Below are 23969 nucleotides of genomic sequence, written 5' to 3' on the forward strand. Positions count from 1 at the left end.
TGACTGACGCAGTCGGTGCCGCCTGCGGGCGTGGACTGCTGTGCAGCAGAATACCACCGGGGCAACGCCGAAGGCCGACGACGTGAGTGCCGCAAACCGCACGCTCGCACCCCGCGGTCCACGCGACCGGTGTGCGCCTGTGCGCCCCTAGTGCCCGCGGTGATCCTGAATAGTCATCCGCGGCCCGAAGGCTGGTTTGCGAAACCCGGATGCCGTGATGAGTCGCACAACCCGCTGACGGTGGCCGCGCCAGGGCTCGAGCAGTTCGAGCATCCGCTCATCATCGACCGGTTCGCCAATCAGAGCCCAGCCGACGACCGCGGCAAGGTGGTAATCGCCGACGCTCGGGCTGTCGGGGTCGGCGTGCGAGCGCTGCGCGGTTTCGGCAGCTGTCCACACGCCAACGCCCACGACTGATCGCAGCGCGGCCTCGATGCGCGGCCCGCCACGACCCCAGTCCACCGTGCGCTCAAGGGATGCCGCCACTTGCGTCGCGCGCATCACGGTCGCCGAGCGCTGGGGCCCGACTCCGGCGCGGTGCCACTCCCACGACGGAATCCGCGCCCACTCCTGCGGCGACGGCACCACGCGCATCCCGGCCGGGGCAGGCCCAGGAGCTGGTGAACCAAACTTGGTGACGAGGATGCGCCACCCCCGCTTCGCCTCGATGCCCGTGACCTTCTGCTCCAGAATCGCCATCACGAGCGCCTCGAACACAAGCTTCGTGCGAGTCAGCCGCAGTCCGGGGTTCTGCCGCTGAGCTTCAGCAGCGAACGGGAGCGCCGAAATATCGAAATCGCTCCAGTCGTCACCCTCCCCCAACAATTCGGGAACACTGTCGATCGCCCACTCGGCTCCGGCACCCCACGCGGTGCACTCCACGTGCGACTGGTGCTGCACGAGAAGCAAAGTCGCGGGTCCAGCAGGAGTGAGCATCGTGCGCCAGGTGCCCGCGTCATCCACTCGCATCGTCGGATCACCGGCACCTCGCTTCAGCGGTCGCAAGGTCGCGCGCACATCGACGGGCCGCCCGGGCGCGAAACGCAGGCGCAGAGGCTCGGCGGCGGCGAGCGCGTCAGTCATGCGCCCTAGATTACGCGGCACCCCTGACGTAGAGTTTCACTCACAATGTTCACCTTCACCACCATGATCCTCCTCGGCGCTTATGCCGGGATGCTCAACGTGGATGCCCGCAAACCGCGCTCCAGTCGGCCAGCCCTCGTCGGCAGCCTGCTTGTCACGACGGCCGCCGCGGTCTTCATCATCAGCTTCGACCGCACCAACTGGGCCGCCCCTTTCATCTTCTTGGCAATCTTCTGGCTCTCCGCCGCGCTCTACGCCGCCTGGGGTTGGACCAATCGCTTTCCCGAAGCCGGGATGTCGTTCTGGGCGTTCTTCGTGCGCGAGCTCTACGACAACTCCTTCACAGCCAAGCAGTACGCCACGATGCTCGCCGAACGCGAACTCTCCAAAGGCCAGACCACCGCCGCTGGCTAAACTGCGCTCATGCTTCTGTTTATCGGCGCGATCGTCGGCGGCCTCCTCATCGGGGCCGTCTACGCCAGGGTTCACGTGCCTGCGCCTCGGCCCTTCCTCCGTGTGGGCGCGATCCTTCTTGGCTTCGCCGGCGCCATGGCCGTGCTGCTCCTGCAACCCGATGTCGCCCCGCTTCAGCAAGCCCTGAACGCCCTCATCGCGTATGCCCTCAGCTTCGTGCTGGGCTCAACGCTGGTGCGCGGGATGCTCTGGCACCGGCTCCTCCCCGACTCCGGTCGCACTCCCGCCCAGACCATCAGCCGCGTCTTCCTACGCCCCGACCAGATCTTCGACGAGTGGATGCTCTTCCTCCAGTCCGAGCTCGTCGCCGCCGAGAACAGCCCCCGCCGGTAGCAACTGATGTTCTGGTTTGTGACGTTTCTCGTGATCGGCATCGCCACGGGTATCGCTCTGAGTAAGGCGCGAACGCCTGTCATCCGTTATGCCCGAACCTTTGTCGTCTTCGCGGTCGGTACAGGGCTCATTTTGCTCATCGTGGTCAACTCAACGGCCTCAGCGCAACTCACCTTCGTCTACGCCACGGCCGTCGTTCTCACCGAATTGTCCTGGACCGCGCGCATCTGGGGTTCACTTTTTCCGGAATCAGGGCTGCTCTTTCACCAAGTCTTTCTCGACGAACTCGTTGCCCCGAACCGAATCCGGATTGCCTACGCTCAGCTGCTCCTCGAACGAGAGCGCGAACACCTCGAGCCGGAGGAACCGAACGAGCCGGATGATCTGAAGGACCCGGACGATCCCGAGGCCGACCCGCCGCCAGCGACTCCGCCCACTCCCCCTTCTCCGCGCGGCTTCCCGTTCTAACAGCCGTAAACTTGCCTCGTGGCTGTTCCTAAGATTCTTCTCTTCTACGTGTTCACGCCGCTGGCCGATCCGGAGGCTGTGCGGTTGTGGCAGCGCGACCTCTGCGAGCTTCTCGGGCTCGGCGGTCGCATCATCCTCTCTAAAGACGGCATGAATGGCACCGTCGGCGGCGAACTGAAAGACATCAAGCGGTACGTGCGCAAGACGCGCGAGTATCCGGCGTTCAAGCACATCGACTTCAAGTGGAGCGAGGGCCAGGGCAACGACTTCCCGAAGCTCAGCGTGAAAGTGCGCGACGAGATCGTCAGCTTCGGAGCTCCCGGCGAGCTACAGGTCGACGAAAACGGCGTGGTGGGCGGCGGCACCAAGCTCAGTCCCGAAGAACTCCACGAGCTCGTTGCCCGCAAAGACGTCACGTTCTTCGACGGCCGCAACCCCATCGAGGCGGCGATCGGCAAATTCACCGATGCGATAGTTCCGGATGTCGACACCACTCGTGACTTCGTCGCCGAACTCGACAGCGGCAAGTACGACCACCTCAAGGACACTCCCGTGGTGACGTACTGCACGGGCGGCATCCGCTGTGAGGTTCTCTCTTCCCTCATGCGCAGCCGCGGCTTCGGTGAGGTCTACCAACTCGATGGCGGCATCGTGCGTTACGGCGAGAAATACGGCGACTCGGGCCTCTGGAATGGTTCGCTGTATGTGTTCGACAAGCGCATGGCCATCGACTTCACAGCCGACACGAAAGCAATTGGCGAGTGCTACCAGTGCGGCACCGCCACCAAGCGCATCGAGAACTGCCACAACAAGGCCTGCCGCGAACAGTTCGTGGTGTGCGATGAGCATGCAGCCACCACGGCGTGCGCCGAGCATCCGATCGCCAGCTTCACCGGTGTTAAATAACACCCGAAGTTAACAATTTCTGGCTTTCATGGCTTTCCGGCCGAAAAGTATGCGCGATGATGGTTGCATGAAGATCGGAATCCTGACCAGCGGTGGCGACTGCCCCGGGCTGAACGCGGTTATTCGCGGCATCGTGCTCAAGGGCACGCAGGTGTACAACAAAGAGTTCGTCGGCTTCCGCGACGGCTGGCGTGGAGTCGTTGAAGGCGACGCCATGCCCCTCGAGCGCAAAGACATCCAGGGCATCTCCAAGCAGGGTGGCACCATTCTGGGCACCTCGCGCACGAACCCCTTCGAGGGCACCAACGGCGCGGATACCGTTCGCGAAAACATGGAGCGCCTCGGCGTCGACTCCCTTATCGCCATCGGTGGCGAAGGCACCCTCGCCGCTGCCAAGCGGTTGACGGATGCCGGAATCAAAATCGTGGGCGTTCCTAAGACGGTAGACAACGACCTGTCGGCCACCGACTACACGTTCGGGTTCGACACCGCCACGCAGATCGCGACCGACGCCATGGACCGCCTGCGCACCACCGGTGACTCGCACGGCCGCTGCATGGTTGCCGAGGTCATGGGCCGCCACGTCGGCTGGATCGCCCTTCACTCGGGCATGGCTGCCGGCGCGCACGCGATCCTCATCCCCGAACAGAAGACATCGATGGCGCAGATCGTGGAGTGGGTAAATTCTGCTCGCGACCGCGGCCGCGCTCCCCTTGTTGTGGTGGCCGAAGGCTTCACCCTCGACACCATGGATGACGCCCACTCCGAGCGTGGACTCGACGCGTTCGGTCGCCCCCGCCTCGGCGGCATCGGCGACCAGCTCGCGCCCGAGATCGAAGCCCTCACCGGCCTCGAGACTCGCTCGACCACTCTGGGTCACATCCAGCGCGGTGGAACTCCCAGCGCCTACGACCGCGTTCTCGCCACCCGTTACGGCCTCGCTGCCGTCGACGCCGTCATCCACGGTCGCTGGGGCCGCATGGTCTCCCTGCAGGGCACCGAGATCACCAACGTGGCATTCGAAGATGCGCTCGGCAAGCTCAACACCGTGCCGCAGTCGCGCTACGACGAAGCTGCCATCCTCTTCGGCTAACCGCACTTTCGAAGCGCGAGCATCGCGGGCCGCGGCCTGCGTTGCTCGCGCTTTCTTGCGCTTCGTCGCGCTTTGTCGTGGCTGAGGCGAAACTCAGCCTGCGGTTCTAGGCTGGCGGTATGTGGCGTGGAATCGAAGTAACCAAGAACGAGTCCGACCCGAAAGCTCCGGCACACGTCGCGCTTTCTGAGCAACTGGATGACTCCATCCTGATGCCGGGAGACGTCACGATCGATGTCGAGTTCTCTAGCCTTAACTACAAAGACGGCATCGCGCTCACGGGCAAACCGGGCATCGTTCGCGCCCCCCACCTCATCGCCGGTATCGACTTAGTCGGCGTCGTTGCTGAGTCGACCGACGAACGCTATGAAGCTGGTCAGCGTGTCTTAGTGACCGGCTGCGGCCTCAGCGAAACCCACCATGGTGGTTTCGCCGAGCGCGCCCGCGTTCCCGGTGATTGGGTCGTTCCCGTGCCCGCCGGCATCAGCAATCATCAGGCAGCTGCGATCGGCACCGCCGGATTCACCGCGATGCTCTCGGTGCTCGCGATCGAGCGCGGCGGAGTCTCCGGCGAAGTTCTTGTGACCGGCGCGGCTGGCGGAGTCGGCTCTGTGGCAATCGCGCTCCTGAGCAAGCTCGGGTACAGCGTCACGGCATCCACTGGTCGCGAAAGCGAACACGACTACCTTCGCTCACTCGGCGCCACCACCATCATTGACCGCGCCGAGCTGAGCGCCGAGCCGAAGGCCCTCATGAAGCAGCGCTGGGCCGGCGCGATCGACGCCGTCGGGGGCACCACTCTCGCCTCGGCCATCGCCGCGACCGAATACGGCGGCACCGTGACCGCCTGTGGCAACGCGCAGTCCAGCGAGCTGCACACGAGCGTGATGCCATTCATTTTGCGCGGCGTGAGCCTCGTGGGCATCAACTCGGTCTTCACCCCGCGCGAGCTGCGCCTCGAAGCGTGGAGTCGCCTCGAGCGCGATCTCGACCTCGCGAGCCTTGAATCCACGACCTCGACTATCGGCCTCAGCAACACGATCGCTGCTGGCGCGGACATCATGGCCGGCCGCATCCGAGGTCGCACGGTTGTTGACGTGCACGGCTAAGCCGCACCACCAACATCCCGGGCTCGGCACCCGGCTGTGTCATGCTTTTGAACATGAACAGTGCCTTCGCCATCCTCGGATCAGCTTTTGTCTTTCTCGCCGCTCTCGTACATCTCATGATCTTCTTCATGGAGAGCGTGCTGTTCCATACCCCTCGCGTGCAGCAGGTCTTCGGCGTGCGTCCCCAAGACGTGGACGCCGTGAAACCGTGGGCTTACAACCAGGGCTTCTACAACGTGTTCCTCGCGCTCGGCGCCGGAACCGGCCTCGTCCTCATGGGCACCGTGAGCATGTGGCCGGCGGGAATCGCTCTCGCAATGTTCGCGGCGCTCAGCATGCTTCTTGCAGCGGTGGTTTTGATTACCTCGCAGCCGCGACAGATGGCTCGCCCCGCCATCATCCAGGGCGTACCGCCGCTACTCGGAATCATCTTCCTCGTGCTGGCCCTCAACGTCGGATAGCACCACGCGCTAGCGGTCTAGGTACTCCGCAAGGGTGTCGACCAGCGATTGGCTGGAGCGATCTTCGGCGATGACGTGAACCGTGAGCCCGGCATCCCGCGCATCAAAAGCCGTACGCGGCCCGATGCAGGCCACAATCGTGGTTTCGGGCAGCGGTGCCAGTTGTTCGGCGACCTGACGCGCGACAGACCCTGAGCTAACCAGAATCGCCGAGATGCGACCGGATGCGACGTCCTCGCGCACCTTGTCCGCGACTGGGATTCCGACCGTGCTGTAGGCCGAGACGCTGACGACCTCGTGCCCGAGAGCCCCGAGGCCTTCGAAAAGTGTGGTGTCAGCCAAATTGGACTGCGGCGCAAGCACGCGCAGCCCAGCGGTAGCATCCGGCCACTCCTTGACCAGACCGCGGCCAGAGTTGTCGAATTCAGGAACGAAATCGACGCGATGCCCGGCCAGAGTGAGCGCACTGGCGGTTGTCTCGCCGACAGCAGCAATCTTGGTGCTTTCAGGGATCTTCACGCCGCTGACAGTGAGCACATCCACCGTCGTAGCGCTCGTGACGGCGATCCAATCGAACTGCCCATCGTTGAGTTCATGGAACGCGTTAGCGAGCGCGGGAACGTTCTCCGAGGGCGCGAAATTGATCAGGGGTGCGATAACGGGAATTGCTGAGTGGTCTCTCAACAACGCTGCGACGCTGTCGCCCCAATTGCCTCCGCGTGGAACGAGCACGCGCAAACCATCGAGTGCTTTGCTTGCCATGTTCCTATACTCCCCCCGTTGGGGAGTAAGACGCTAATCGAGCTAGTCGTCGTCGCTAAGAATTGCCCACGCGATCACGGCAACAACCGAGACAGCCGCTGCTGCAGCGCCCACAATCCACGGAAGAGGATTGGTCTCGTAGGAGTCGCGAACGCGAGTCGTTACTTCGTCAACCCGCTTGCCGACGTTGAACTTGTCCTCGATAGCGTCGAGCGTGCTTTCGAGTTCGGCGCGAGCCTGTTCGATCTTGTCGCTGGCGTTTTCTTTCACGTTGATGCTGTCAGACATTATGACCTCCGCTTTCGGGTGCCTTTGATGGCACGAACGTCGCTCTTAATACTTTCGATTGTCTCGGTCGGAGCTGGCGGGGTGCCCTTTTTGACGAGCGTAATCCCCACGAACACGAGAATTGCCACGATGACGAGCAGGATGCCGGCAACAATCAAGGCTGCGGCCCACGCGGGCATTACTTCAGCGAATCCGAGAACCGCTGCGGCGATGAGAACCATGAGCGCAAAGAGCGCGAAGAACGCGGCCCCCGCGAACAGTCCGATGCCGATTCCGGCATTCTTGAGCTTGCCCACCATCTCGCTCTTGAGCGATTCGATTTCACCGCGAACGAGATCGCCCAGAAGGCGAGGAACGTCGGCGATGAGTGCAGCAAGCGAGCGCTTAGGCTCGCGCTGCGGGTCTGACTTCGGTGTTTCACCGTTCATGGCAGCCCCTACTTCGAGTTAGTGGACTTCGTCGTTGATGTCGATGACGAAGACTTCTTGGTGGCAGGCTTCTTTTTCGCAGCGCTGCTCGTGGTGGTCGCTTCTACCGACTCAGTCTTGTTGCTCTTGCTGCTCGCAACCTGCTTGACGACCTTCTTGGCGCCGTCTGCGAGAAATTCCGCGACGTCCGGGGCCTTGTCTTTAACAAAGTCTTCAGCGTTGTGGCGCTGCTGCGTGATGCGAGGATCGTTCCACAGCTTGCCTGCCGTGGCCTTGATCTTCTCGTACTTTTCGCGGCCAGCGCGGGTTCCGAGCACGTAGCCGATGCCGAGTCCTACTACTAGGAGGATCTTGCCCTTCATGGCGAACTCCGTTTCTTTTAGCGGTTGGTTATTCCAACATACTCGCGATACCTGACACCCGTGGGCTCATTTTTCTGGTATCGCAGGTAGCCAGTGTGGAGCATATTCTCAGATAGGCATAGCCCTACGGCCAGAACTCACACAGAGTTTGCAGCCGCGTAACATGCCCCACCGATTACTGCGGGGCGGATGCCGCAGCAGCCGCTTTCGCCGCAGCGGGCAACGCCTCCACAATCTTCGAGACCACACCGTCGTCGTGGGCGGCCGAGACGAACCACGCCTCAAACACACTCGGAGGCAACGACACCCCGGAGTCGAGCATGGAGTGGAAGAAGGGAGCGTAACGGTAGCCCTGCTGCGCCTTGACGTCCGCAAAGTTCATTGGCTCGGTGCCGGAGAACACAAACGAGAACAGGTTGCCCGCGTGCTGCACGACGTGCTCAACACCCTCGGCGGAGAGTGCGGCCGACGTTTCGGTCGAGAGGGTTTCGGCAACCTGGTTGAGCCGCGAATACACGGCGTCGTCAGCGAGCCGCAGCGTAGCGAGGCCCGCCGCGACGGCGACGGGGTTTCCGCTGAGGGTGCCGGCTTGGTAGACGGGGCCGAGCGGGGCCAGCAACTCCATGATGCGAGCCGAACCGCCCAGCGCGGCCAACGGCATCCCGCCACCAATGACCTTGCCAAAGGTGAAGAGGTCGGGAACCCAGCGCGCCTCGGGGGCGTCGGGGTTAGCGACCGCTGCGGCACGAGCATCCAAGCCCCAGTAGCCGGCGGGGTCGACGCGGAAGCCCGTGAGAACTTCGTCGCTGATCGCGAGCGCGCCGTACTCGTGGGCGATGCGCACAATGGCTTCGTTGAAACCGGGCTGCGGAGCGAGAACACCCATGTTCGCGGCGGCGGCTTCGAAGATCACGCCGGCGATGTCGTGGCCGTGTTCGGCGAAGACCTGCTCGAGCGCGGCAATGTTGTTGTACTCAATGACGAGGGTCTGCGCGGCAGTCTCGGCGGTGACGCCAGCGGAGCCGGGCATCGAGAGCGTCGCGAGGCCAGAACCGGCTTCAGCCAAGAGCCCGTCGGAGTGACCGTGGTAGTGACCGGCGAACTTCACGAGCAAGCGCCGACCGGTGGCACCGCGAGCGAGGCGGATGGCCGTCATGGTGGCTTCGGTGCCGGTGGAGACGAGGCGCAAGCGCTCGATGGGGCTCACTCCCCCGACGCTGATGCGGGCGCGCACGAGTTCGGCGAGCTCGGTCTCGGCGGGAGTGGATGCTCCAAAGCCGAGGCCGCGCGACGCTGCCTGCTGAACGGCGTCGATCACTTCGGGATGGGCGTGGCCGAGGATGGCGGGGCCCCAGGAGTTGACGAGGTCGATGTACGACCGGCCCTCGACATCCGTCACGTACGAACCGGAGGCCTTCACGTAGAAGCGGGGCGTCCCGCCGACGGAGCCGAAGGCGCGCACGGGCGAGTTGACGCCGCCAGGCAGCACGCCGCGAGCGCGGTCGAACGACTGCTGGTTGGTGACGGGGGCTGCGGGGGTGGTGCCGCTTGTGGTGACGCCGTTCGGGGAAGTGCTGCTGGTGCTCATCGGCGTAGCCATTCTGCAAGTTCGGTTGCGTAGTAGGTGAGCACCGCTTCGGCGCCGGCCCTCTGGATGCTGAGTACTGATTCTTCGATAGCGCGGCGGCGGTCGATCCAGCCGTTGGCGGCGGCGGCCTCGATCATCGCGTATTCGCCGGAGACTTGGTACGCCCACACGGGCACGCTGCTGATGGTGCTGGCGTCGGCGAGCACGTCGAGGAAACTCATGGCGGGCTTGACCATCACGACGTCGGCGCCTTCATCGATGTCGAGTTCAACTTCGCGGATGCCTTCGCGGCGATTGGCGGGGTTCTGCTGGTAGGCGCGGCGGTCGCCCTCAAGCGAGGACTGCACGGCTTCGCGGAACGGGCCGTAAAACGCCGAGGCGTATTTGGCAGCGTAACCGAGCAAGGGGGTGTCGGTGTGGCCGGCGGTGTCGAGAGCATCGCGCACTTCGGCGACTTGGCCGTCCATCATGCCGCTGAGGCCGAGCAGTTGAGAACCAGCTTCGGCTTGGGCAACGCCCATTTCGCGGTAGCGCTCAAGCGAGGCGTCGTTGTCGACGATGAGTTCGCTCGTACCGGTCACGGGGTGGATGCGCTCGCGCAGCACCCCGCAGTGCCCGTGGTCGGTGAATTCGTCGAGACAGAGATCGGTTTGCACCACGAGGGCGTCCCCGGCCTCTTCGACAGCCGCGCGCGTGGCGACGTTGAGGATTCCGTTCGGGTCGATCGCGCCCGAGCCTTCGGCATCCTTGTGCTCGGGAACACCGAACAGCATGACGCCACCGACGCCCAGCTCGGCGGCTTCGGTAATCGCGCGGCGCATCGAGTCGAGCGAATGCTGCTGCACTCCCGGCATCGAACTGATCGGCACCGGCTCGTTGAGCCCTTCGCGCACGAACATCGGCAGAATCAGCTGGTTCGGGTGAGTGCGGTTTTCGGCGACCAGACGACGCATCGCCGGGCTCGACCGCAAACGGCGGGGGCGGATGATCACGCTCGAGCTCCGGTGAGATCCCCGGCACCCTTGGCCAGCAGTTCGTCGGCGACCCGCTGGGCAACCTCGCGCGCCGGGTCTTCGACATCGTTGACATACAGCGCGTGCGAGCTGGTGACGTAGCGGGAGCCATCGAGGGCGTAGACCCGCGCATCCAAGAAGATGAGGCCGTCGTCGATCACGGCGTGCGCTCCGAGCGGAGCCGAGCATCCGGCGTCCAACATCGCAAGAACGTAACGCTCGGCCTCGGTCTTGGTGCGGCTGGGCTTGTGGTCGAGCACCCTGACGAGCTTCTCATCGCCGTCGCGCACCTCGATCGCGAGAGCGCCCTGGCCGGGAGCGGTGGGCCACCCCGAGATGCCGAGGTATTCGGTGATGGCAGCGGCACGACCGGCACGGTCGAGGCCAGCAGCGGCGAGGATGACGGCATCCAGCTCACCGTTCGTCACCTTGTCGAGTCGCGAATCGATATTGCCGCGGATGTCGACGACCTCAAGGTCGGGGCGACGCGAACGCAGCTGTGCCTGACGACGGGGCGAACCGGTGCCGACGCGGGCACCAGCCGGAAGGGTGTCCAGAGTGAGCTCGTCGCGGGCGCACAGCACGTCTCGTTCGTCGACGCGCTTGGGCACGGCCGCAATCGTGAGGCCGGGCACATTGGCGGTCGGCAGATCCTTCAGAGAGTGGACGACAACGTCGCACTCGCCGGCGAGCAGCGCCTCGCGAAGCGCGTTCGCAAACACACCCTGCCCGCCGATCGTGGAGAGCGACTCGGTGGAGCGGTCGCCCTGAGTGGAGATCGGGATGATCTCCGCCTCCACACCGGTCTTGCTTTCGAGCTGGCGCGCCACCGTGGTGGTCTGCGCCATGGCGAGCGTGCTGCCTCTGGTGCCAATACGAATAACGGTCACGGTGCTACCCCCGCGGCTGCGCGCTTAAAGCCGAGCCGCACATTCTCACAGCACCCGGGACGACACACGTCGTACCAGGGGCCGAGCTTAGTCAGTGCGGGGCGATCTGCCGCCGGCACTCCATCCCGGCGCTCCAGCACGAGGTCGACAAGACCCGTAACGAATGCCGGATGCACGCCAGGCGTCGGAACGCGGACGGCGAACATGTTGTGGCCTCCCGCAGTTTCGAGCGCCTCCGTGTCGAGATCCCACTTCACTTCCATGTGGTCGGAGATGAAGCCGACCGGAACAATGACGACCGCTTCGATGCCATCGGCGGCGAGCGCATCAATCGCATCGTTGATGTCGGGCTCAAGCCACGGCATCGAGGGCGGGCCACTGCGCGACTGGTACACGAGGCTGTGCGCGGGCAGCGGGGCGTCAGGCGAATCGCTCGCCTGCGCGGCCATCACAACTTCAGCGACCGCGAGGTGCTGCGCTGCGTACGCGCCACCCTCACCAAAGCCGCGGAAATCGGGGCCACTCTTGGCCGCATCCGTCGAGGGAATCGAGTGAGTGGCAAACAGAACGTGCGTCTTCTCGGGCGCAATGCCCTGAGCGGCCACCTTCGCGAGGCCCTCGCGCACACCGTCGATGAACGGCTGCACAAAACCGGGGTGATCGAAGAACTGGCGAACCTTGTCGATCTGAATCGTGCCTTCGAGGCCCGTCTGTTCGAGCGCGATGGCATAGTCTTCGCGGTACTGGCGGCAGCTCGAGTACGAGCTGTACGCGCTCGTGCCCACGGCGATGAGCTTCTTAAACCCTCGCTCGTTCGCTTCGGTGAGCGCGTCGCTCAAGTAGGGGTTCCAGTTACGGTTTCCCCAAATGACCGGCAGGTCGATGCCGCGGCGGGCAAGCTCTGCTTCGAGAGCGGCCTTGAGTTCGCGGTTCTGGTCGTTGATGGGGCTGACGCCACCGAAGGCGCGGTAGTGGTGCGCAACCTCTTCGAGGCGTTCCTCGGGGATGCCGCGACCGCGCGTGACGTTCCGCAAGAACGGAATGACATCGTCCTGACCCTCGGGCCCGCCAAAGCTGGCGAGCAGAATGGCATCGTAGGCGACGGCTTCTTCGACGTGTTCGGGGCCGGATGCCGCGGCATCCGTTGCGCCCAGAATGCGAGTCACGACAGCACCTCGGCAATCTCGTCGAGCGTGATGCGGCGGCCCGTGTAGAACGGCAACTCTTCACGCACGTGCAGGCGAGCCTCCGTCTGGCGCAGGTGACGCATGAGGTCGACCAAGTCAACGAGTTCGGGGGCTTCGAGCGCGAGCATCCACTCGTAGTCGCCGAGCGCGAAGCTCGCGACCGTGTTGGCGAGCACCTGAGGCATCTCGGAGCCCTTGATTCCATGGTCGCGAAGCATCTTGCTGCGCTCCGCTTCGGGCAGGATGTACCACTCGTAGCTGCGCACGAAGGGGTAAATGGTGAGCCACGCTTCGGGCTCCTTGCCGCGCATGAACGCGGGCATGTGACTCTTGGAGAACTCCGCGTCGCGGTGCACGCCCATGGCGTTCCACGTGGGAAGCAGCGAGGCGAGTGGGTCATGGCGACGCAACTCGCGCAGCGCCCATTGGAGGTCTTCGGGGTTACTGCCGTGCAGCCAAATCATGAGGTCGGCGTCGGCGCGCATGCCCGAGACATCATAGAAACCGCGGATGGTGACCCCGCGGGCCTCGACAGCGGCAACAGCCGGCTCCAAGTTGCCGGCGAGCGCCGGACGGTGCGGGTCACGACGGAGAACCGCCCACAGCGTGTAACCCAAAATTTCAGTGGACTTGTCGACGTCTGTCATGTCTTCCATTCTCTCCCGCGCCTTGTGGGCACACTGGGAAACTACCGTGAGTTAGGGGAACCTAACTAGCTTACCGCTGGAGTGGTGTCGCCCGTCTCGCCGGCCGCGTCAGTCGCGTGCGCATTCGTTGTCTCGTCCGCGGCTGTTTCGGCAGCGTCGTCTGCTGGTTCTTCATGCTCGAGCGCCAGCAGTCGATCGACCGCAGCGTTGGCGTGCGTGATGATGCCGGCGAGCCCGGTGCCGCCGACGGTTTCACCGACAACGACCACGCCATCCGTGCGTTCAGCGGGGGCTAGCGGGGCGGGGCGAGTCCATTCGCGGCGAGCAAAGTCGACGACTGCCGAAGCGGGAAGCGAGACACCCAAAAGCACTTCGGCATCGCGGCGAGCGACCTCGGCAAGATCACCGGCCGGCACTTCGTTATACGAGAGGCGCACCACATGGCGACCCTCCGCCTGTTCTTTCAGCCACTGCCACTTCGCCGTTGCGTGCGTGAGCGCGCGAGCGGAAACCTTCGTGCAGCCGGGCGCGACGAGCACTCCCGAACCGCGCGGTTCAGCATCCAGAGCCGGTGCATCCAGCACGAGAGTCGCGAGTGTGACGGTACGGCCGCGAACCGGAGCGAGGATGCCGGGGGCTGCCACGATCACCGTGCCGTCGAGGTCGGCGAGCGCCTCAGCACTCTCGATGCGGCGCTCGAATTCGACGATGACGCCGTAGGTCGTGAGGTCGGCCGCCAGCTCGGTGACGAGCCGATTAATGCCACCCCGGATGCCCTGAACCGCTGTTCCGGCCGGCATCGCGTGGCGCATCGAGCGCACCGCTGCCGCCAGCGAACCGTGAAGCGCAAGGCGTTCTTTGAGGGTCGCGACGCGCTCGAGTGGCAGGTCATCGGGGTGCAGCGAGTACACGCCGTGCACGACGGGAGCAACAAGCTTCTCCACGACGGCCTTGCCCATGCGCCGACGCACGAGAGCGCCGAGCGAAATATCGGTGCGCTTACCGAACCACGGAATCAGCGAGTCGAGTTGCGCGCGAAACGCGCCGCCGAGACCAATCACCGCGATGGTGTCTTTGTCGAGCGGCGTAGCCGGGATGCCGAGAATGCCGGTGGCGGGCAACGGCAGGGCCGCGCCATCCACGGGCTGCAGCCACGCACCCTCGTCGCCCGGTGAGACGATGTCATCGCCGAGCCCCAGCTCGCGCGCGAGGTCGGCCACAGTATTGCCGCGGGTCGCGAAGCTCTCGGCTCCGGCATCCAGATTGAGGCCACCTACACGGTGGGATGCCACGGTGCCGCCGAGATGATTGCTCGCCTCAATGAGGCGCACGGTTCGGCCCGCCATTGCGAGCCTGCGCGCAGCGACGAGTCCGGCGATGCCGCCGCCGACGACGGTAAATTCTGTCGTGCTCACGGCACTAACCCTCCCGGTGAACGAGCTCCACGATCTTGGTGAGCACATCCGGATCGGTCTCGGGGCCAACACCGTGACCAAGGTTCACGACATGGGCGGGAGCAACGCGGCCGCGGTTCATGACGTCGCGCACGTGCGCTTCGAGAACATGCCACGGCGCACCGAGCAGGGCGGGGTCGATATTGCCTTGAAGTGGCACACCACCACCGAGGCGACGGTCTGCCTCATCGAGCGGGATGCGCCAGTCGACGCCCATCACGTCGGCGCCGATCGAGTGCATGGCCTGCAGCACTTCGCCGCTGCCGACACCGAAGTGAACCTTCGGAACGTCGTAGCCGCGCAAGTGCGAAAGAACGCGCTTGGAGTGCGGGGCAACCCGGCGCACGTACTGCTGTTCCGAGAGCGAGCCGACCCAGGAGTCGAAGAGCTGCACGGCAGAAGCGCCGGCCTCGACCTGAGCGATCAAGAACTCGCCCGCAACATCCGCACACCAGTTGAGGAGGTTCGCCCACGTTTGCGGGTCGGAGTACATGAGCGTGCGGGCACGCTGCTGGTCCTTGCTCGGGCCGCCCTCGACCATGTACGAGGCGAGAGTGAAGGGGGCTCCAGCGAAACCAATGAGCGGCGTCGTGCCCAACTGAGCAACGGTTTGCGCGACAGCCTCGCGGATCGGCGCAAACGCCGCAGGGTCGATGGGGTGCAGCTTGGCGACATCCGCCGCCGTGCGAATCGGGTTCGCGAACACGGGGCCACGGCCGGGAACGATCTCGACCTCGACGCCGGCCAGCTTGGCGGGGATAACAATGTCACTAAAGAAGATGGCGGCGTCGACGTTGTGGCGACGCACGGGCTGCATTGTGATCTCACTGGCGAGGTCGGGCGTGAGGCACGCTTCGAGCATCTCGTTACCTTCGCGCAGCTTGCGGTACTCCGGAAGCGAGCGGCCGGCCTGGCGCATAAACCAGACGGGAGTGGTTTCTGGGCGGTCACCCCGATAGGCCCGGATGATAGGCGAGTTAGCTGTGCGGCCGTCGAGAAGGGGATGGTCAATATTCAGGGTCACGGGGTTAACATTAGGTCGTGCTCCTGTGTCTTAGCTCGAATCATCGCAACGCGAGCTTAGACGTACTCGAAAGTCTGTCTGAGGTCGCCCCGGCGGCCACCGTCGACCTCGTTTCGCACAACGACTTTGTTGCCGGTGCCGTTCTTGTCGCCACCTGCAATCGCTTCGAGGCCTACCTCGATGTTGAAGAACCTCTCACTGCTGGCTCAGCCATTACGGTCTGCTCGCTGCTCGAATCCCTGAGCGAACGCACTGGCCTCAGCATCGAGACTCTGCATTCGTCGATCGCCGTTCATGAGGGGGCGGATGCCGCAGCTCACCTCTTCGCGGTGACCTCGGGTCTTGAGTCCGTCGTGATCGGCGAAGCCGAAATCTCGGGCCAGGTCAGCCGCGCTCTCGACCAAGCGCGCAAAAACGGCACCACCACTCGCGACCTCGAGCGCCTCTTTCAGCGCGCAACGCACACGAGCCGCGGCATCAAGAACAACACCGCTATCGGTGGAGCTGGTAAGTCTCTCGTCCGTCTCGCGCTCGAACTCGCCTCTAGCCGCGTCGCCGACTGGTCAACCGCGAGCGTTCTCGTCGTGGGCACCGGCCGTTACGCCGTGACCACCGTCAACGCCCTGCGCAACAAGGGTGCTCTCGATCTGCGCGTCTTCTCCCCCTCGGGCCGCGACGCTGCCTTCGCCCTCAAGCACGGGCTAACCCCCAGCGAAGACTTCGACGTTGACGTCATCGTCACCTGCACCGCGAGCGCCGTGCTCGGCACCGAACGTTTCTCGGCCGCCAGCAAGTGCCTCGTGCTCGACCTCGGCCTCCCCCGCAACGTTGACCCCGCCGTGGGCCAGCTCGACGGCGTTGACCTGCTCGACCTCGAAACCATCAGCCTGCACGCCCCGCTCGAAGAACTGAACGCGCATGCGGATGCTCGCGACCTGGTTCGCACGGCCGCCCACGAATTCGCTGCCGAAAGCCAGGCGGAGCCCGCCATCGTTGCTCTTCGCAAGCACCACTTCGCCCTCCTTGAGGCGGAGATCGCTCGCGCCACCGCCCGCGGAGCCGGCGATGAAACCGTCTCCGCGCTGCGTCACCTCGGCGGCGTTTTGCTGCACGGCCCGTCCGTTCGCGCCCGCGAGTTTGCGGCTGACGGTCGCGTCGCAGAGTTCGATGCTGCGCTCTCCGCGCTCTACAACATCCCGGTCGAGCGGTCGACGAAGTCGGCGGATGCTCGCGCACGACCACATTCGGCCTAACTGGCTCACGGCCAAGCCCTGAAAATCGCCGCACAAACCGCGGTTTTTGCGAGCAAAACTTACACCCATTTACGGGGACAGACAGAACGTTCTGGCCCTGTTTTCCGCGAGTGTTTCGCTCGCGCCCCCCGACTGGGGACTCGCGATTTTTTGCACGCCGCCAGATTCTGTTAATACCGCACGCGACGACCGATCGCGTGAGAGCCCCTTCTTCACCCATCGTTGGGTGGATCGGCTCCGAATGACTTACTGACCCGAGAGAGAACTATGTCTGAGCACGTCGTACTATTTGCTGGGCCCATGGGCTCGGGCAAGACGACGGCTATCCGCAGCCTGAGCGAGATCGATGTGGTGTCGACCGAGGCCGCTAACACCGATCGTGCGACTGCCGACAAAGAGACCACGACCGTGGCGCTCGACTACGGCGAAATTACGATTGACGATGTCACCAAGGTGCGCCTGTACGGCGTCCCCGGCCAGAAGCGCTTCGATTTCATGTGGACGATCTTGGCTGGCCGCGCTCGGGGCCTTTTGCTCTTGATCAACAACGATGCACCCAACTCCGTCAATCTACTCATCGAGTACCTCAGCGACTTCCGCGAGCTTCACGAACGAGGCGCCGTCATTGTTGGTGTCACGAAAACGGATGTCGCATCCAGTCCCACCGTCGCTGACTACTCAGCCGCCCTCACCGCCGCTGTTCCCGAACAGCTCATTCCGGTATTCACCGTTGACCCCCGCAATGCTGAAGAGATGCGCACGCTGCTCTTGAGCCTCGTTGCCAGCGTCGAGATGCGTGAACTCCTTACCCCCGCACCCGAAAAGATCTGATGAACCAGCCATTCGCACCCGCTGCCGCCGTTCCTTCGCACCTGAACCCGGTGCACATCGACGCCGGCAACCGCACGCTCGCCGAGATGCAAGACCTCGCGAGCTCACTGACCTTCGCCGCCCTGCTTACGGATGACGGATTCGAGATCGTGCACCTCAATGGCGGCAACGCTGACGGCGGGCGCTTCGCCAGCATGTCCAGCTCGGTGCAGGCCCTCAGCGACGCTGTCGCCCACGAACTGAAAATCGGCACGAACGAATACGTGATCATCGCGTCTGAAGCCGGCCACGTCATCCAGCTGCGCGTTCAGGGACACCCCATCGTGCTCGCCGCACTGTTCGACACTCACGAAACTTTGGGCAAAGGCCTTTCGATCGCTCGCATCGCCGCGCGACGCATGGCCGAGCTCATTGCGTAACCACGCATCACTAGAAGTAACACCAAACCCGACACCATAAACGGAGAACACAATGTCAAACATCACGGAAACCCTCGCAAGCCTTCTTGAGACCGACGGCGCCATGGCAGCAGCCGTTGTCGACAGCGGATCGGGCATGCTCCTCGGCAGCGCCGGAAGCGGCATCGACCTCGACGCAGCAGCAGCCGGCAACACCGAGGTAGTGCGCGCCAAGCTCAAGACCATGAAGGCACTGGGCCTCAACGACTCCATCGATGACATCCTCATCACGCTCACAAGCCAGTACCACATCATCCGCCCGCTCTCCTCGAACCCCGAGGTCTTCATCTACTGCGTGCTCGACAAGGCGAAGTCGAACCTCGCGCTTGCACGCATCAACGTCAAGTCCGCAGACACGAGCTTGAGCCTCTAAATAACTTCAGCTGTGGCGGTCACATGTTGACCGCCACAGTGGGTTAACCGCCCAGAAAGATTCACTATGACCGACGGCATTGACGTTCCCGCAGGGTGGTACCGCGACCCTCTGGGTGGCGAGCACCTCCGTTGGTGGGACGCAAACGCCTGGACTGAGCACATCGCGCAACTCGATAGCTCGCCCCAGCCGCCGAATGCCACGGCAACGTCAGGGACACGTCCTGCCGCTGCGACTACCGCTGCACACGAACCTGAAGTCATGATCATTCACCCGACTTCGAGCAAACGCAGCACCCGCGGCACCCGCGGCACCCGCAGCACTCGTCACGCTGAGGCCTCGCCCGTGACACGCAGCGCCACGAATGCGGCGGCATCGGATGACGCAACCACCGTTATTGACGAACCGACCCGTGCCAGCGTCAAAGCTGCGGCTGCCGCAGCAAACGCCACCCGTCAGTCACAGTTCTCCGACATCGCGCTCACATCCGACACGTGGAACAAGCTCAACCGCGCCATTACCGACGCGGTCAACTCCCCGACTGCACCGCTCGTGGAGCTTCGATTCTCCGATGCCCCGACGCTCGTCATCGATCCGCGCGGCTGCGCCTACTGGTGGGCTGAATCTCTCGATCACCTTGCCACGTCGACCGCCGACGGCGATGTCGAAACCGTGGCTCGTCCGCTCGGCATCACCCAGAACGAGGCGGGTCGTGACTGGGAGCCTCTCGTGTGGCTCATTGGCACTCATGCCGAGCCCGAGTCTTTCGACCCGCTGAGCCTCTCTGGCGCACGCTTCAAGCTGCGCCGCTGGCCCAACCTCACCACTCTGAGCCACACCACCGAGCAAATGGGCATGACCGCCATGCTGGGCGCCGCTTTCTTGACGGTCACCGAACTCGCATCGCTTGCGAAGGTCGACGTCGACGACGCCCGCCGCCTCATCTCCACGTTCGAGTTGATGGGACTGCTCACGCACACCGTCGACACGATCTCGGATGACGCACGCCAGCCCATGACACCTTCAGCCTCGAAAGAGGGCATCTTCTCTCGCTTGAAGGCGCGCTTCAGCCGCTAATACCAGCGGTACGGCGTCTTAGTGCACGTACTCCATGAGGTCGAAGCCGAAAGTGCGCAGCGCTTCGATTACTTGCAGTCGAGCGTGCATGCTCTTGTCATCGAACTGAATGGATGCCGCGTAGGCCACCGCACGCTTGTTGCCTCGCAGCGCCCCGGCTTCCGCTCGCACGCCCCGGTCGATGCCGGTCTTGTTCACCAGCAGAGTGTTGTGGTCGGCCCCGCGATGAGCCAGCGGATCAAGCCCGAACGCACTCGAGACGAGCGACAAATCGGTGTTGAGCGAGAGCCAGCCGAGTACGCGCTGGCTGGCAAGAGAGTTGACGATTTCGCCGCGGGCGAGGGCACCGAACAACCAACTGAGTTCGACGGCGGATCCGACGGAAAGCTGAGGGGCGTCATCCGGGCCGCGGGTATCGCGCACGAGATCGAGAAGTGCCGTCTTGGTCAGGCCGAGGGATTCGGTGCGAGCCCGCACAGCATCAAGCCCGATGAGGCGAAGCAGGATGTTGGTGGCCAGGTTGTCGCTGGTGGCGCCCACGAGGGCGGCGAGGTCGGCGACGGGCAACGATGGTGCCTGCATGTGTTGCCACAGTCCGGCCGCTCCTACGGCCGCTCCGGGCACTTTGTCGAGGATGCCGTAGGGCGCAAAGTCGCGGTCTTCGAAGCGTGCGGAGACCTCGATCAGCAGCAAAATTTTGCCGATGCTGGCCGTGGGCAGCGCGACGCGATCGTCGATGCTCAGCACAGTGCGACCAGTGTTGATATCGACAGCGCTGGCGGAAACGCGCATGCTGCGATCAGCGAGCCGCAGTTTTCCAAGCGCGGCAAAGGTACTGGCGAAGTTGGGTTCTTCTCCAGTTCCGGCGTGTTTCGCAACTCGGGGGGTGCGAATTCGACTCCGGCGTTCTCGGGTTTGCTCGATCTCTACCAAATAGTGACGCGATCTTTCGGGTCCAGCCACAACGAATCGGATTTCGTCACACTAAATGTCTCATAGAACGCATCCAGATTGCGAACAATTTGGTTGCATCGGAACTCATTGGGCGAATGCGGGTCGATCGCCAGCAAGCGAATGACCTCTTCATCGCGGCCCTTTTGCTGCCAGGCCTGCGCCCACGACATGAAGAAGCGCTGCGCGCCGGTGAGCCCGTCAATCACGGGAGCTTCCGCACCATCGAGAGAGAGTTGATAGGCCTTCCATGCGATCGCGAGACCACCGAGGTCGCCAATGTTTTCGCCGATCGTGAGAGAACCGTTGACGTGATGCTCGGGCACCTGGGCCGGCGCGAGGGCGTCGTACTGGTCGATGAGCGACTTGGTGCGCTCTTCAAAGGCGGCCTTGTCTTCCGGAGTCCACCAGTCGATGAGTCGACCGTCGCCGTCGTACTTGGCACCCTGGTCGTCGAAGCCGTGACCGATCTCGTGGCCAATGACGGCACCGATGGCGGCGTAGTTGGCGGCGTCATCCCGACCCTCGTCAAAGAAGGGGTACTGCAAAATGGCGGCCGGGAAAACGATTTCGTTGAACCCGGGGTTGTAATACGCGTTGATGGTTTGCGGCGTCATGAACCATTCGTCGCGGTCGAGCTCTTTACCGATCTTGCCGAGTTCACGCTGGAACTCGAACTCGTTGGCAGCTCGCACGTTGCCGGCCAAGTCATCCACGCTGATCTCGAGCGTGGAGTAGTCGCGCCACTTGTCGGGAAAACCGATCTTGGGCGTGAACTTGTCGAGCTTCTCGAGCGCACGCTGCTGGGTTGTCGGCGTCATCCATTCGAGGCCGGTGATCGACTGGCGGTACGCCTCGACCAGGTTGGCGACGAGAATATCCATCGCCGATTTCGCGGTCGGCGGGAAGTGGCGATCCACGTAAATCTTGCCGACGGCTTCTCCGAGCACGCCCTCCACGAGCGAGACGCCGCGCTTCCAGCGAGCACGAAGTTCGGGAGTGCCTGAGAGCGTGCGGCCGTAGAAGTCGAAGTTGGCTTCGACGAAATCGCCCGAGAGGTAGGCGGCGTTGTTGCGGATGACTTGCCACGACAGCCAGTCGCTCCAGGCCTGCAGGTGGTCGTCGCTCAAGAGCGCTTCGAGGCCTTCGGCGAAACTGGGCTGGCGCACAACAACCTCGTCAAAGGCGCGGGCCGGAACATCGATGGCGTCGAGCCACACGTTCAAGTCGACAGCACCGGCGAGGTCGTTGGCGGCCTGCCAGGTCATCGGGTTATAGGTCTTCTCGCTGTCGCGGTTGGCGACGTTATCCCAGTGCTTCGACGCGATCTGAGTTTCGAGGGCGACAATGCGGGCGGCACGCTCGGCAGGAGCGTCGAGGCCAGCGAGCGTCAGCATCCGCTCAATGAACGTTTCGTACTTGGCCAAGATCTCGGCGAACTTCTCGTCGCGGTAGTACGACTCGTCAGGAAGACCGAGACCGCCCTGCTCGAGAAAGACGAGGTAGCGCTCGGGGTTGCCGGGGTCGTTGTCAACGAAGAGCTGGAAGAAGCCGCTCGTGCCGCCGCGTTCGAGGCGACCGAGTGTGCTGAGAAGAGTGGGGATCGAGTCAACGGCGGCAGCTTCGGCAAGCGGCGCTGCGATGGGGGTCGCCCCGAGTTCGTCAGCGCGAGCCTCGTCGAGGAAGCTGGCGTAAAGGTCGCCCACCTTGCGCTGTTCGGTGCCGGGCTCTGCCGACTGCGACTCGATGATGATGTCGCGAACTGCCTCTTCAGCTTCTTCCGCGAGAACCATGAACGAGCCATAGCGAGCCTTGTCAGAGGGGATCTCCGTGCGGTCGATCCAGGCGCCATTAACATGACGGAAGAGGTCGTCTTGCGGGCGCACCTTCTCATCAAGATCGTTGACGGCAATTCCGGATGACAATGACGATTCGGCACTCATGCCACCCAGCCTAGAGCGTTATTCCTTTGCACACGCCGCGAATCTAATACCGGTGGATAGCCCTACACTTAAGTGATGACAGCCTCTGACTCGGCCGCCACACCCCCCTCTCTTCCCCACGGCCTCACCAGCCGCCAAGTGCTCTCGTGGCGCAATGCGATCGCCACCCTTTTCGCTCTCGCGGGCTTCTCTTTTGCCAGCTGGGTGGGCCGCATCCCGACTGTGCGCGACACTTTTGGTGCCAGCCATTCGGAAATTGGCATCCTGCTCTTCGGGCTCGCGATCGGCTCGCTGCTCGGACTCGTCGTTGCCGGCAAACTCGTCGAGCGGTTCGGCGCCAAAATCGTCGTGCGCGCCTGCGTGGTGCTGTTTGTCGCTTCCCTCGCTGCTACTGCGCTCATCATCGGAGTGCTCGGCAGCTTCTTCGGTGCGGTGATCTCGCTCGCGGTCTTTGGGTTGGCGTTCAGCACCTACGACGTTGCCATCAACCTGTCGGGCACCGCGAACGAACGGCTCCTTGGCCGTTCGAGCATGCCGACTCTGCACGGTTTCTACAGCCTCGGCACGATGGCGGGTGCCGGGTTCGGCGCTGCGGCGGAAGCGCTGAGCGTTCCGCTCGCCACTCACCTCGTGATCGTCTCCGCGATCGTGCTCATCACTGCGCTCGTCGTGTCGGGGTTCATCCTTCCGGAGCGGCTCGCGGATCCGCCACCCAACACCGTCGAGATGAAGATCGCCGCGGGAGAGCTGACCGCTCCGAAACTGAAGAGCGTCTGGCTCGAGCCCCGCACCATCCTGATCGGCATCATTGTTCTCGGCATGGCCTTCGCTGAAGGCTCCGCGATCGACTGGCTCGCTCTGGCCATGGTCGACGGCTACGAAATCTCCAACGCCTTCGGCACCCTGATCTTTGGTGTCTTCGTGACCGCCATGACCGCTACCCGCTTCTTTGGGGTTCGCGCCCTCGACCGCTTCGGTCGCGTTCCCGTGCTCCGGGCATCCGCTGGTCTCGCTGCTGCCGGCCTGTTGCTCGTGATCTTCTCGCCCGCCGTCTGGCTCGCCGTCATCGGCACCGCACTCTGGGGTGCCGGGGCCGCACTCGGATTCCCCGTCGGCATTTCGGCCGCTGCGGATGACCCCAAGCGCGCCACCGCGAGAGTGACGGCCGTCGCAACCATCGCCTACGCCTCGACCCTCATCGGACCACCCATGATCGGCGTGCTCAGCGACCAGGTCGGTGTGCTGAATGCGTTGCTGCTGATCGTGGTTCTCGCGATCATCTCCGGACTGCTTTCGCCCTACGCCCGCGAGCTGGCAGGCCGCCACGCGTTCCCGTACGTCGACTTCTCGTCGCCGGGTACGACATCCATTGCCATCACAATGGCGACCACCGAAATGCACTTCGTCATCACGCCCGAGCAGATCGAAGAAGCACAGCGCGAGAACGAGCGTCGCGGCCTGGGCAAGTTCAAGCGCAAGCGCCCGGGCAAGTAACGCGGCAGCACAACAACGC

Annotated in this window: 27 protein-coding genes; 13 read left to right on the forward strand and 14 right to left on the reverse strand. The window is 63.8% G+C overall.

Annotation, left to right across the window (positions count from 1 at the left end):
• Positions 1 to 147: 147 nt before the first annotated feature.
• Positions 148 to 1083, reverse strand: a complete 936-nt coding sequence (locus I6E58_RS01030) for a DNA-3-methyladenine glycosylase (protein ID WP_197129443.1) — start codon at positions 1081 to 1083, stop codon at positions 148 to 150.
• Between the two features lie 45 nt (positions 1084 to 1128).
• On the opposite strand from I6E58_RS01030, the gene I6E58_RS01035 reads away from it, so the two are divergent.
• The 7 genes from I6E58_RS01035 to I6E58_RS01065 all read left to right on the forward strand — a co-directional run bounded on the left by I6E58_RS01035 (position 1129) and on the right by I6E58_RS01065 (position 5927).
• Positions 1129 to 1497 (forward strand): hypothetical protein, encoded by a 369-nt coding sequence (locus I6E58_RS01035; protein ID WP_197129446.1) that lies wholly within the window; start codon positions 1129 to 1131, stop codon positions 1495 to 1497.
• 9 nt (positions 1498 to 1506) lie between these two features.
• Positions 1507 to 1890, forward strand: coding sequence for a hypothetical protein (locus I6E58_RS01040; RefSeq protein WP_197129449.1), 384 nt, complete (start codon positions 1507 to 1509; stop codon positions 1888 to 1890).
• Positions 1891 to 1896: 6 nt separating this feature from the next.
• Positions 1897 to 2358: a hypothetical protein gene (locus I6E58_RS01045; protein ID WP_197129451.1), complete on the forward strand. Its 462-nt coding sequence runs from the start codon at positions 1897 to 1899 to the stop codon at positions 2356 to 2358.
• A gap of 18 nt (positions 2359 to 2376) precedes the next feature.
• Positions 2377 to 3264: a rhodanese-related sulfurtransferase gene (locus I6E58_RS01050; protein WP_197129454.1), complete on the forward strand. Its 888-nt coding sequence runs from the start codon at positions 2377 to 2379 to the stop codon at positions 3262 to 3264.
• Positions 3265 to 3331: 67 nt separating this feature from the next.
• Positions 3332 to 4357, forward strand: a complete 1026-nt coding sequence (locus I6E58_RS01055) for a 6-phosphofructokinase (protein ID WP_129072685.1) — start codon at positions 3332 to 3334, stop codon at positions 4355 to 4357.
• A 119-nt stretch (positions 4358 to 4476) separates the two neighbouring features.
• Positions 4477 to 5466: an MDR family oxidoreductase gene (locus I6E58_RS01060; RefSeq protein WP_197129457.1), complete on the forward strand. Its 990-nt coding sequence runs from the start codon at positions 4477 to 4479 to the stop codon at positions 5464 to 5466.
• A 53-nt stretch (positions 5467 to 5519) separates the two neighbouring features.
• Complete coding sequence (locus tag I6E58_RS01065; RefSeq protein WP_129072683.1) at positions 5520 to 5927, forward strand: DUF1304 domain-containing protein; 408 nt, start codon at positions 5520 to 5522, stop codon at positions 5925 to 5927.
• A 9-nt stretch (positions 5928 to 5936) separates the two neighbouring features.
• Here the strand turns inward: I6E58_RS01065 and I6E58_RS01070 are convergent, their stop codons facing one another.
• From I6E58_RS01070 to hemE, 11 genes are all read right to left on the reverse strand, one after another.
• The gene (locus tag I6E58_RS01070; RefSeq protein WP_129072682.1) at positions 5937 to 6689 is read right to left on the reverse strand and encodes a uroporphyrinogen-III synthase; all 753 of its coding nucleotides are present in this window, start codon (positions 6687 to 6689) and stop codon (positions 5937 to 5939) included.
• 42 nt (positions 6690 to 6731) lie between these two features.
• The gene (locus I6E58_RS01075) at positions 6732 to 6977 is read right to left on the reverse strand and encodes a DUF3618 domain-containing protein (RefSeq protein WP_231595105.1); all 246 of its coding nucleotides are present in this window, start codon (positions 6975 to 6977) and stop codon (positions 6732 to 6734) included.
• Positions 6977 to 7405 (reverse strand): phage holin family protein, encoded by a 429-nt coding sequence (locus I6E58_RS01080; RefSeq protein ID WP_197129461.1) that lies wholly within the window; start codon positions 7403 to 7405, stop codon positions 6977 to 6979. Before I6E58_RS01080 ends, I6E58_RS01075 begins: the two co-directional genes overlap by 1 nt.
• Before the next feature lie 8 nt (positions 7406 to 7413).
• A complete protein-coding gene (locus I6E58_RS01085; RefSeq protein WP_197129464.1) occupies positions 7414 to 7767 on the reverse strand; it encodes a YtxH domain-containing protein in 354 nt (117 codons plus the stop codon).
• Positions 7768 to 7942: 175 nt separating this feature from the next.
• Positions 7943 to 9355 (reverse strand): glutamate-1-semialdehyde 2,1-aminomutase, encoded by a 1413-nt coding sequence (locus tag I6E58_RS01090; protein ID WP_197129467.1) that lies wholly within the window; start codon positions 9353 to 9355, stop codon positions 7943 to 7945.
• Positions 9352 to 10347: a porphobilinogen synthase gene (gene hemB, locus I6E58_RS01095; RefSeq protein WP_197129470.1), complete on the reverse strand. Its 996-nt coding sequence runs from the start codon at positions 10345 to 10347 to the stop codon at positions 9352 to 9354. Before hemB ends, I6E58_RS01090 begins: the two co-directional genes overlap by 4 nt.
• Positions 10344 to 11258 (reverse strand): hydroxymethylbilane synthase, encoded by a 915-nt coding sequence (gene hemC / locus I6E58_RS01100; protein WP_197129473.1) that lies wholly within the window; start codon positions 11256 to 11258, stop codon positions 10344 to 10346. Before hemC ends, hemB begins: the two co-directional genes overlap by 4 nt.
• Positions 11255 to 12424, reverse strand: coding sequence for a ferrochelatase (locus I6E58_RS01105; RefSeq protein WP_129072676.1), 1170 nt, complete (start codon positions 12422 to 12424; stop codon positions 11255 to 11257). The genes hemC and I6E58_RS01105 overlap by 4 nt, the downstream gene beginning before the upstream one ends.
• A complete protein-coding gene (gene hemQ, locus I6E58_RS01110) occupies positions 12421 to 13101 on the reverse strand; it encodes a hydrogen peroxide-dependent heme synthase (protein ID WP_197129476.1) in 681 nt (226 codons plus the stop codon). Before hemQ ends, I6E58_RS01105 begins: the two co-directional genes overlap by 4 nt.
• A 56-nt stretch (positions 13102 to 13157) precedes the next feature.
• Positions 13158 to 14507, reverse strand: coding sequence for an NAD(P)/FAD-dependent oxidoreductase (locus I6E58_RS01115; RefSeq protein ID WP_197129479.1), 1350 nt, complete (start codon positions 14505 to 14507; stop codon positions 13158 to 13160).
• A gap of 4 nt (positions 14508 to 14511) precedes the next feature.
• The gene (gene hemE / locus I6E58_RS01120) at positions 14512 to 15570 is read right to left on the reverse strand and encodes a uroporphyrinogen decarboxylase (RefSeq protein WP_197129482.1); all 1059 of its coding nucleotides are present in this window, start codon (positions 15568 to 15570) and stop codon (positions 14512 to 14514) included.
• Positions 15571 to 15587: 17 nt separating this feature from the next.
• Between hemE and I6E58_RS01125 the strand changes: the two genes are divergently transcribed.
• The 5 genes from I6E58_RS01125 (at position 15588) to I6E58_RS01145 (ending at position 19562) form a co-directional block, all read left to right on the forward strand.
• Positions 15588 to 16823: a glutamyl-tRNA reductase gene (locus tag I6E58_RS01125; protein ID WP_197129485.1), complete on the forward strand. Its 1236-nt coding sequence runs from the start codon at positions 15588 to 15590 to the stop codon at positions 16821 to 16823.
• Between the two features lie 267 nt (positions 16824 to 17090).
• The gene (locus I6E58_RS01130) at positions 17091 to 17654 is read left to right on the forward strand and encodes an ATP/GTP-binding protein (RefSeq protein ID WP_129072672.1); all 564 of its coding nucleotides are present in this window, start codon (positions 17091 to 17093) and stop codon (positions 17652 to 17654) included.
• A complete protein-coding gene (locus I6E58_RS01135; protein ID WP_129072671.1) occupies positions 17654 to 18073 on the forward strand; it encodes a roadblock/LC7 domain-containing protein in 420 nt (139 codons plus the stop codon). The genes I6E58_RS01130 and I6E58_RS01135 overlap by 1 nt, the downstream gene beginning before the upstream one ends.
• A 52-nt stretch (positions 18074 to 18125) precedes the next feature.
• On the forward strand, positions 18126 to 18485 hold the full coding sequence (locus I6E58_RS01140; RefSeq protein ID WP_197129488.1) for a hypothetical protein: 360 nt from the start codon (positions 18126 to 18128) through the stop codon (positions 18483 to 18485).
• Positions 18486 to 18551: 66 nt separating this feature from the next.
• Positions 18552 to 19562, forward strand: coding sequence for a DUF2510 domain-containing protein (locus I6E58_RS01145; protein ID WP_197129491.1), 1011 nt, complete (start codon positions 18552 to 18554; stop codon positions 19560 to 19562).
• Positions 19563 to 19580: 18 nt separating this feature from the next.
• On the opposite strand, the gene I6E58_RS01150 is transcribed toward I6E58_RS01145, so the two are convergent.
• Positions 19581 to 20495 (reverse strand): serine hydrolase, encoded by a 915-nt coding sequence (locus I6E58_RS01150; protein WP_129072668.1) that lies wholly within the window; start codon positions 20493 to 20495, stop codon positions 19581 to 19583.
• On the reverse strand, positions 20489 to 22456 hold the full coding sequence (locus tag I6E58_RS01155; RefSeq protein WP_197129494.1) for a M13 family metallopeptidase: 1968 nt from the start codon (positions 22454 to 22456) through the stop codon (positions 20489 to 20491). The genes I6E58_RS01150 and I6E58_RS01155 overlap by 7 nt, the downstream gene beginning before the upstream one ends.
• 75 nt (positions 22457 to 22531) lie before the next feature.
• Between I6E58_RS01155 and I6E58_RS01160 the strand changes: the two genes are divergently transcribed.
• A complete protein-coding gene (locus I6E58_RS01160) occupies positions 22532 to 23950 on the forward strand; it encodes an MFS transporter (protein WP_197129497.1) in 1419 nt (472 codons plus the stop codon).
• The last annotated feature ends 19 nt before the right edge of the window (positions 23951 to 23969 follow it).

The organism is Salinibacterium sp. SWN1162, assembly GCF_015864675.1.
Lineage (GTDB): Bacteria > Actinomycetota > Actinomycetes > Actinomycetales > Microbacteriaceae > Rhodoglobus.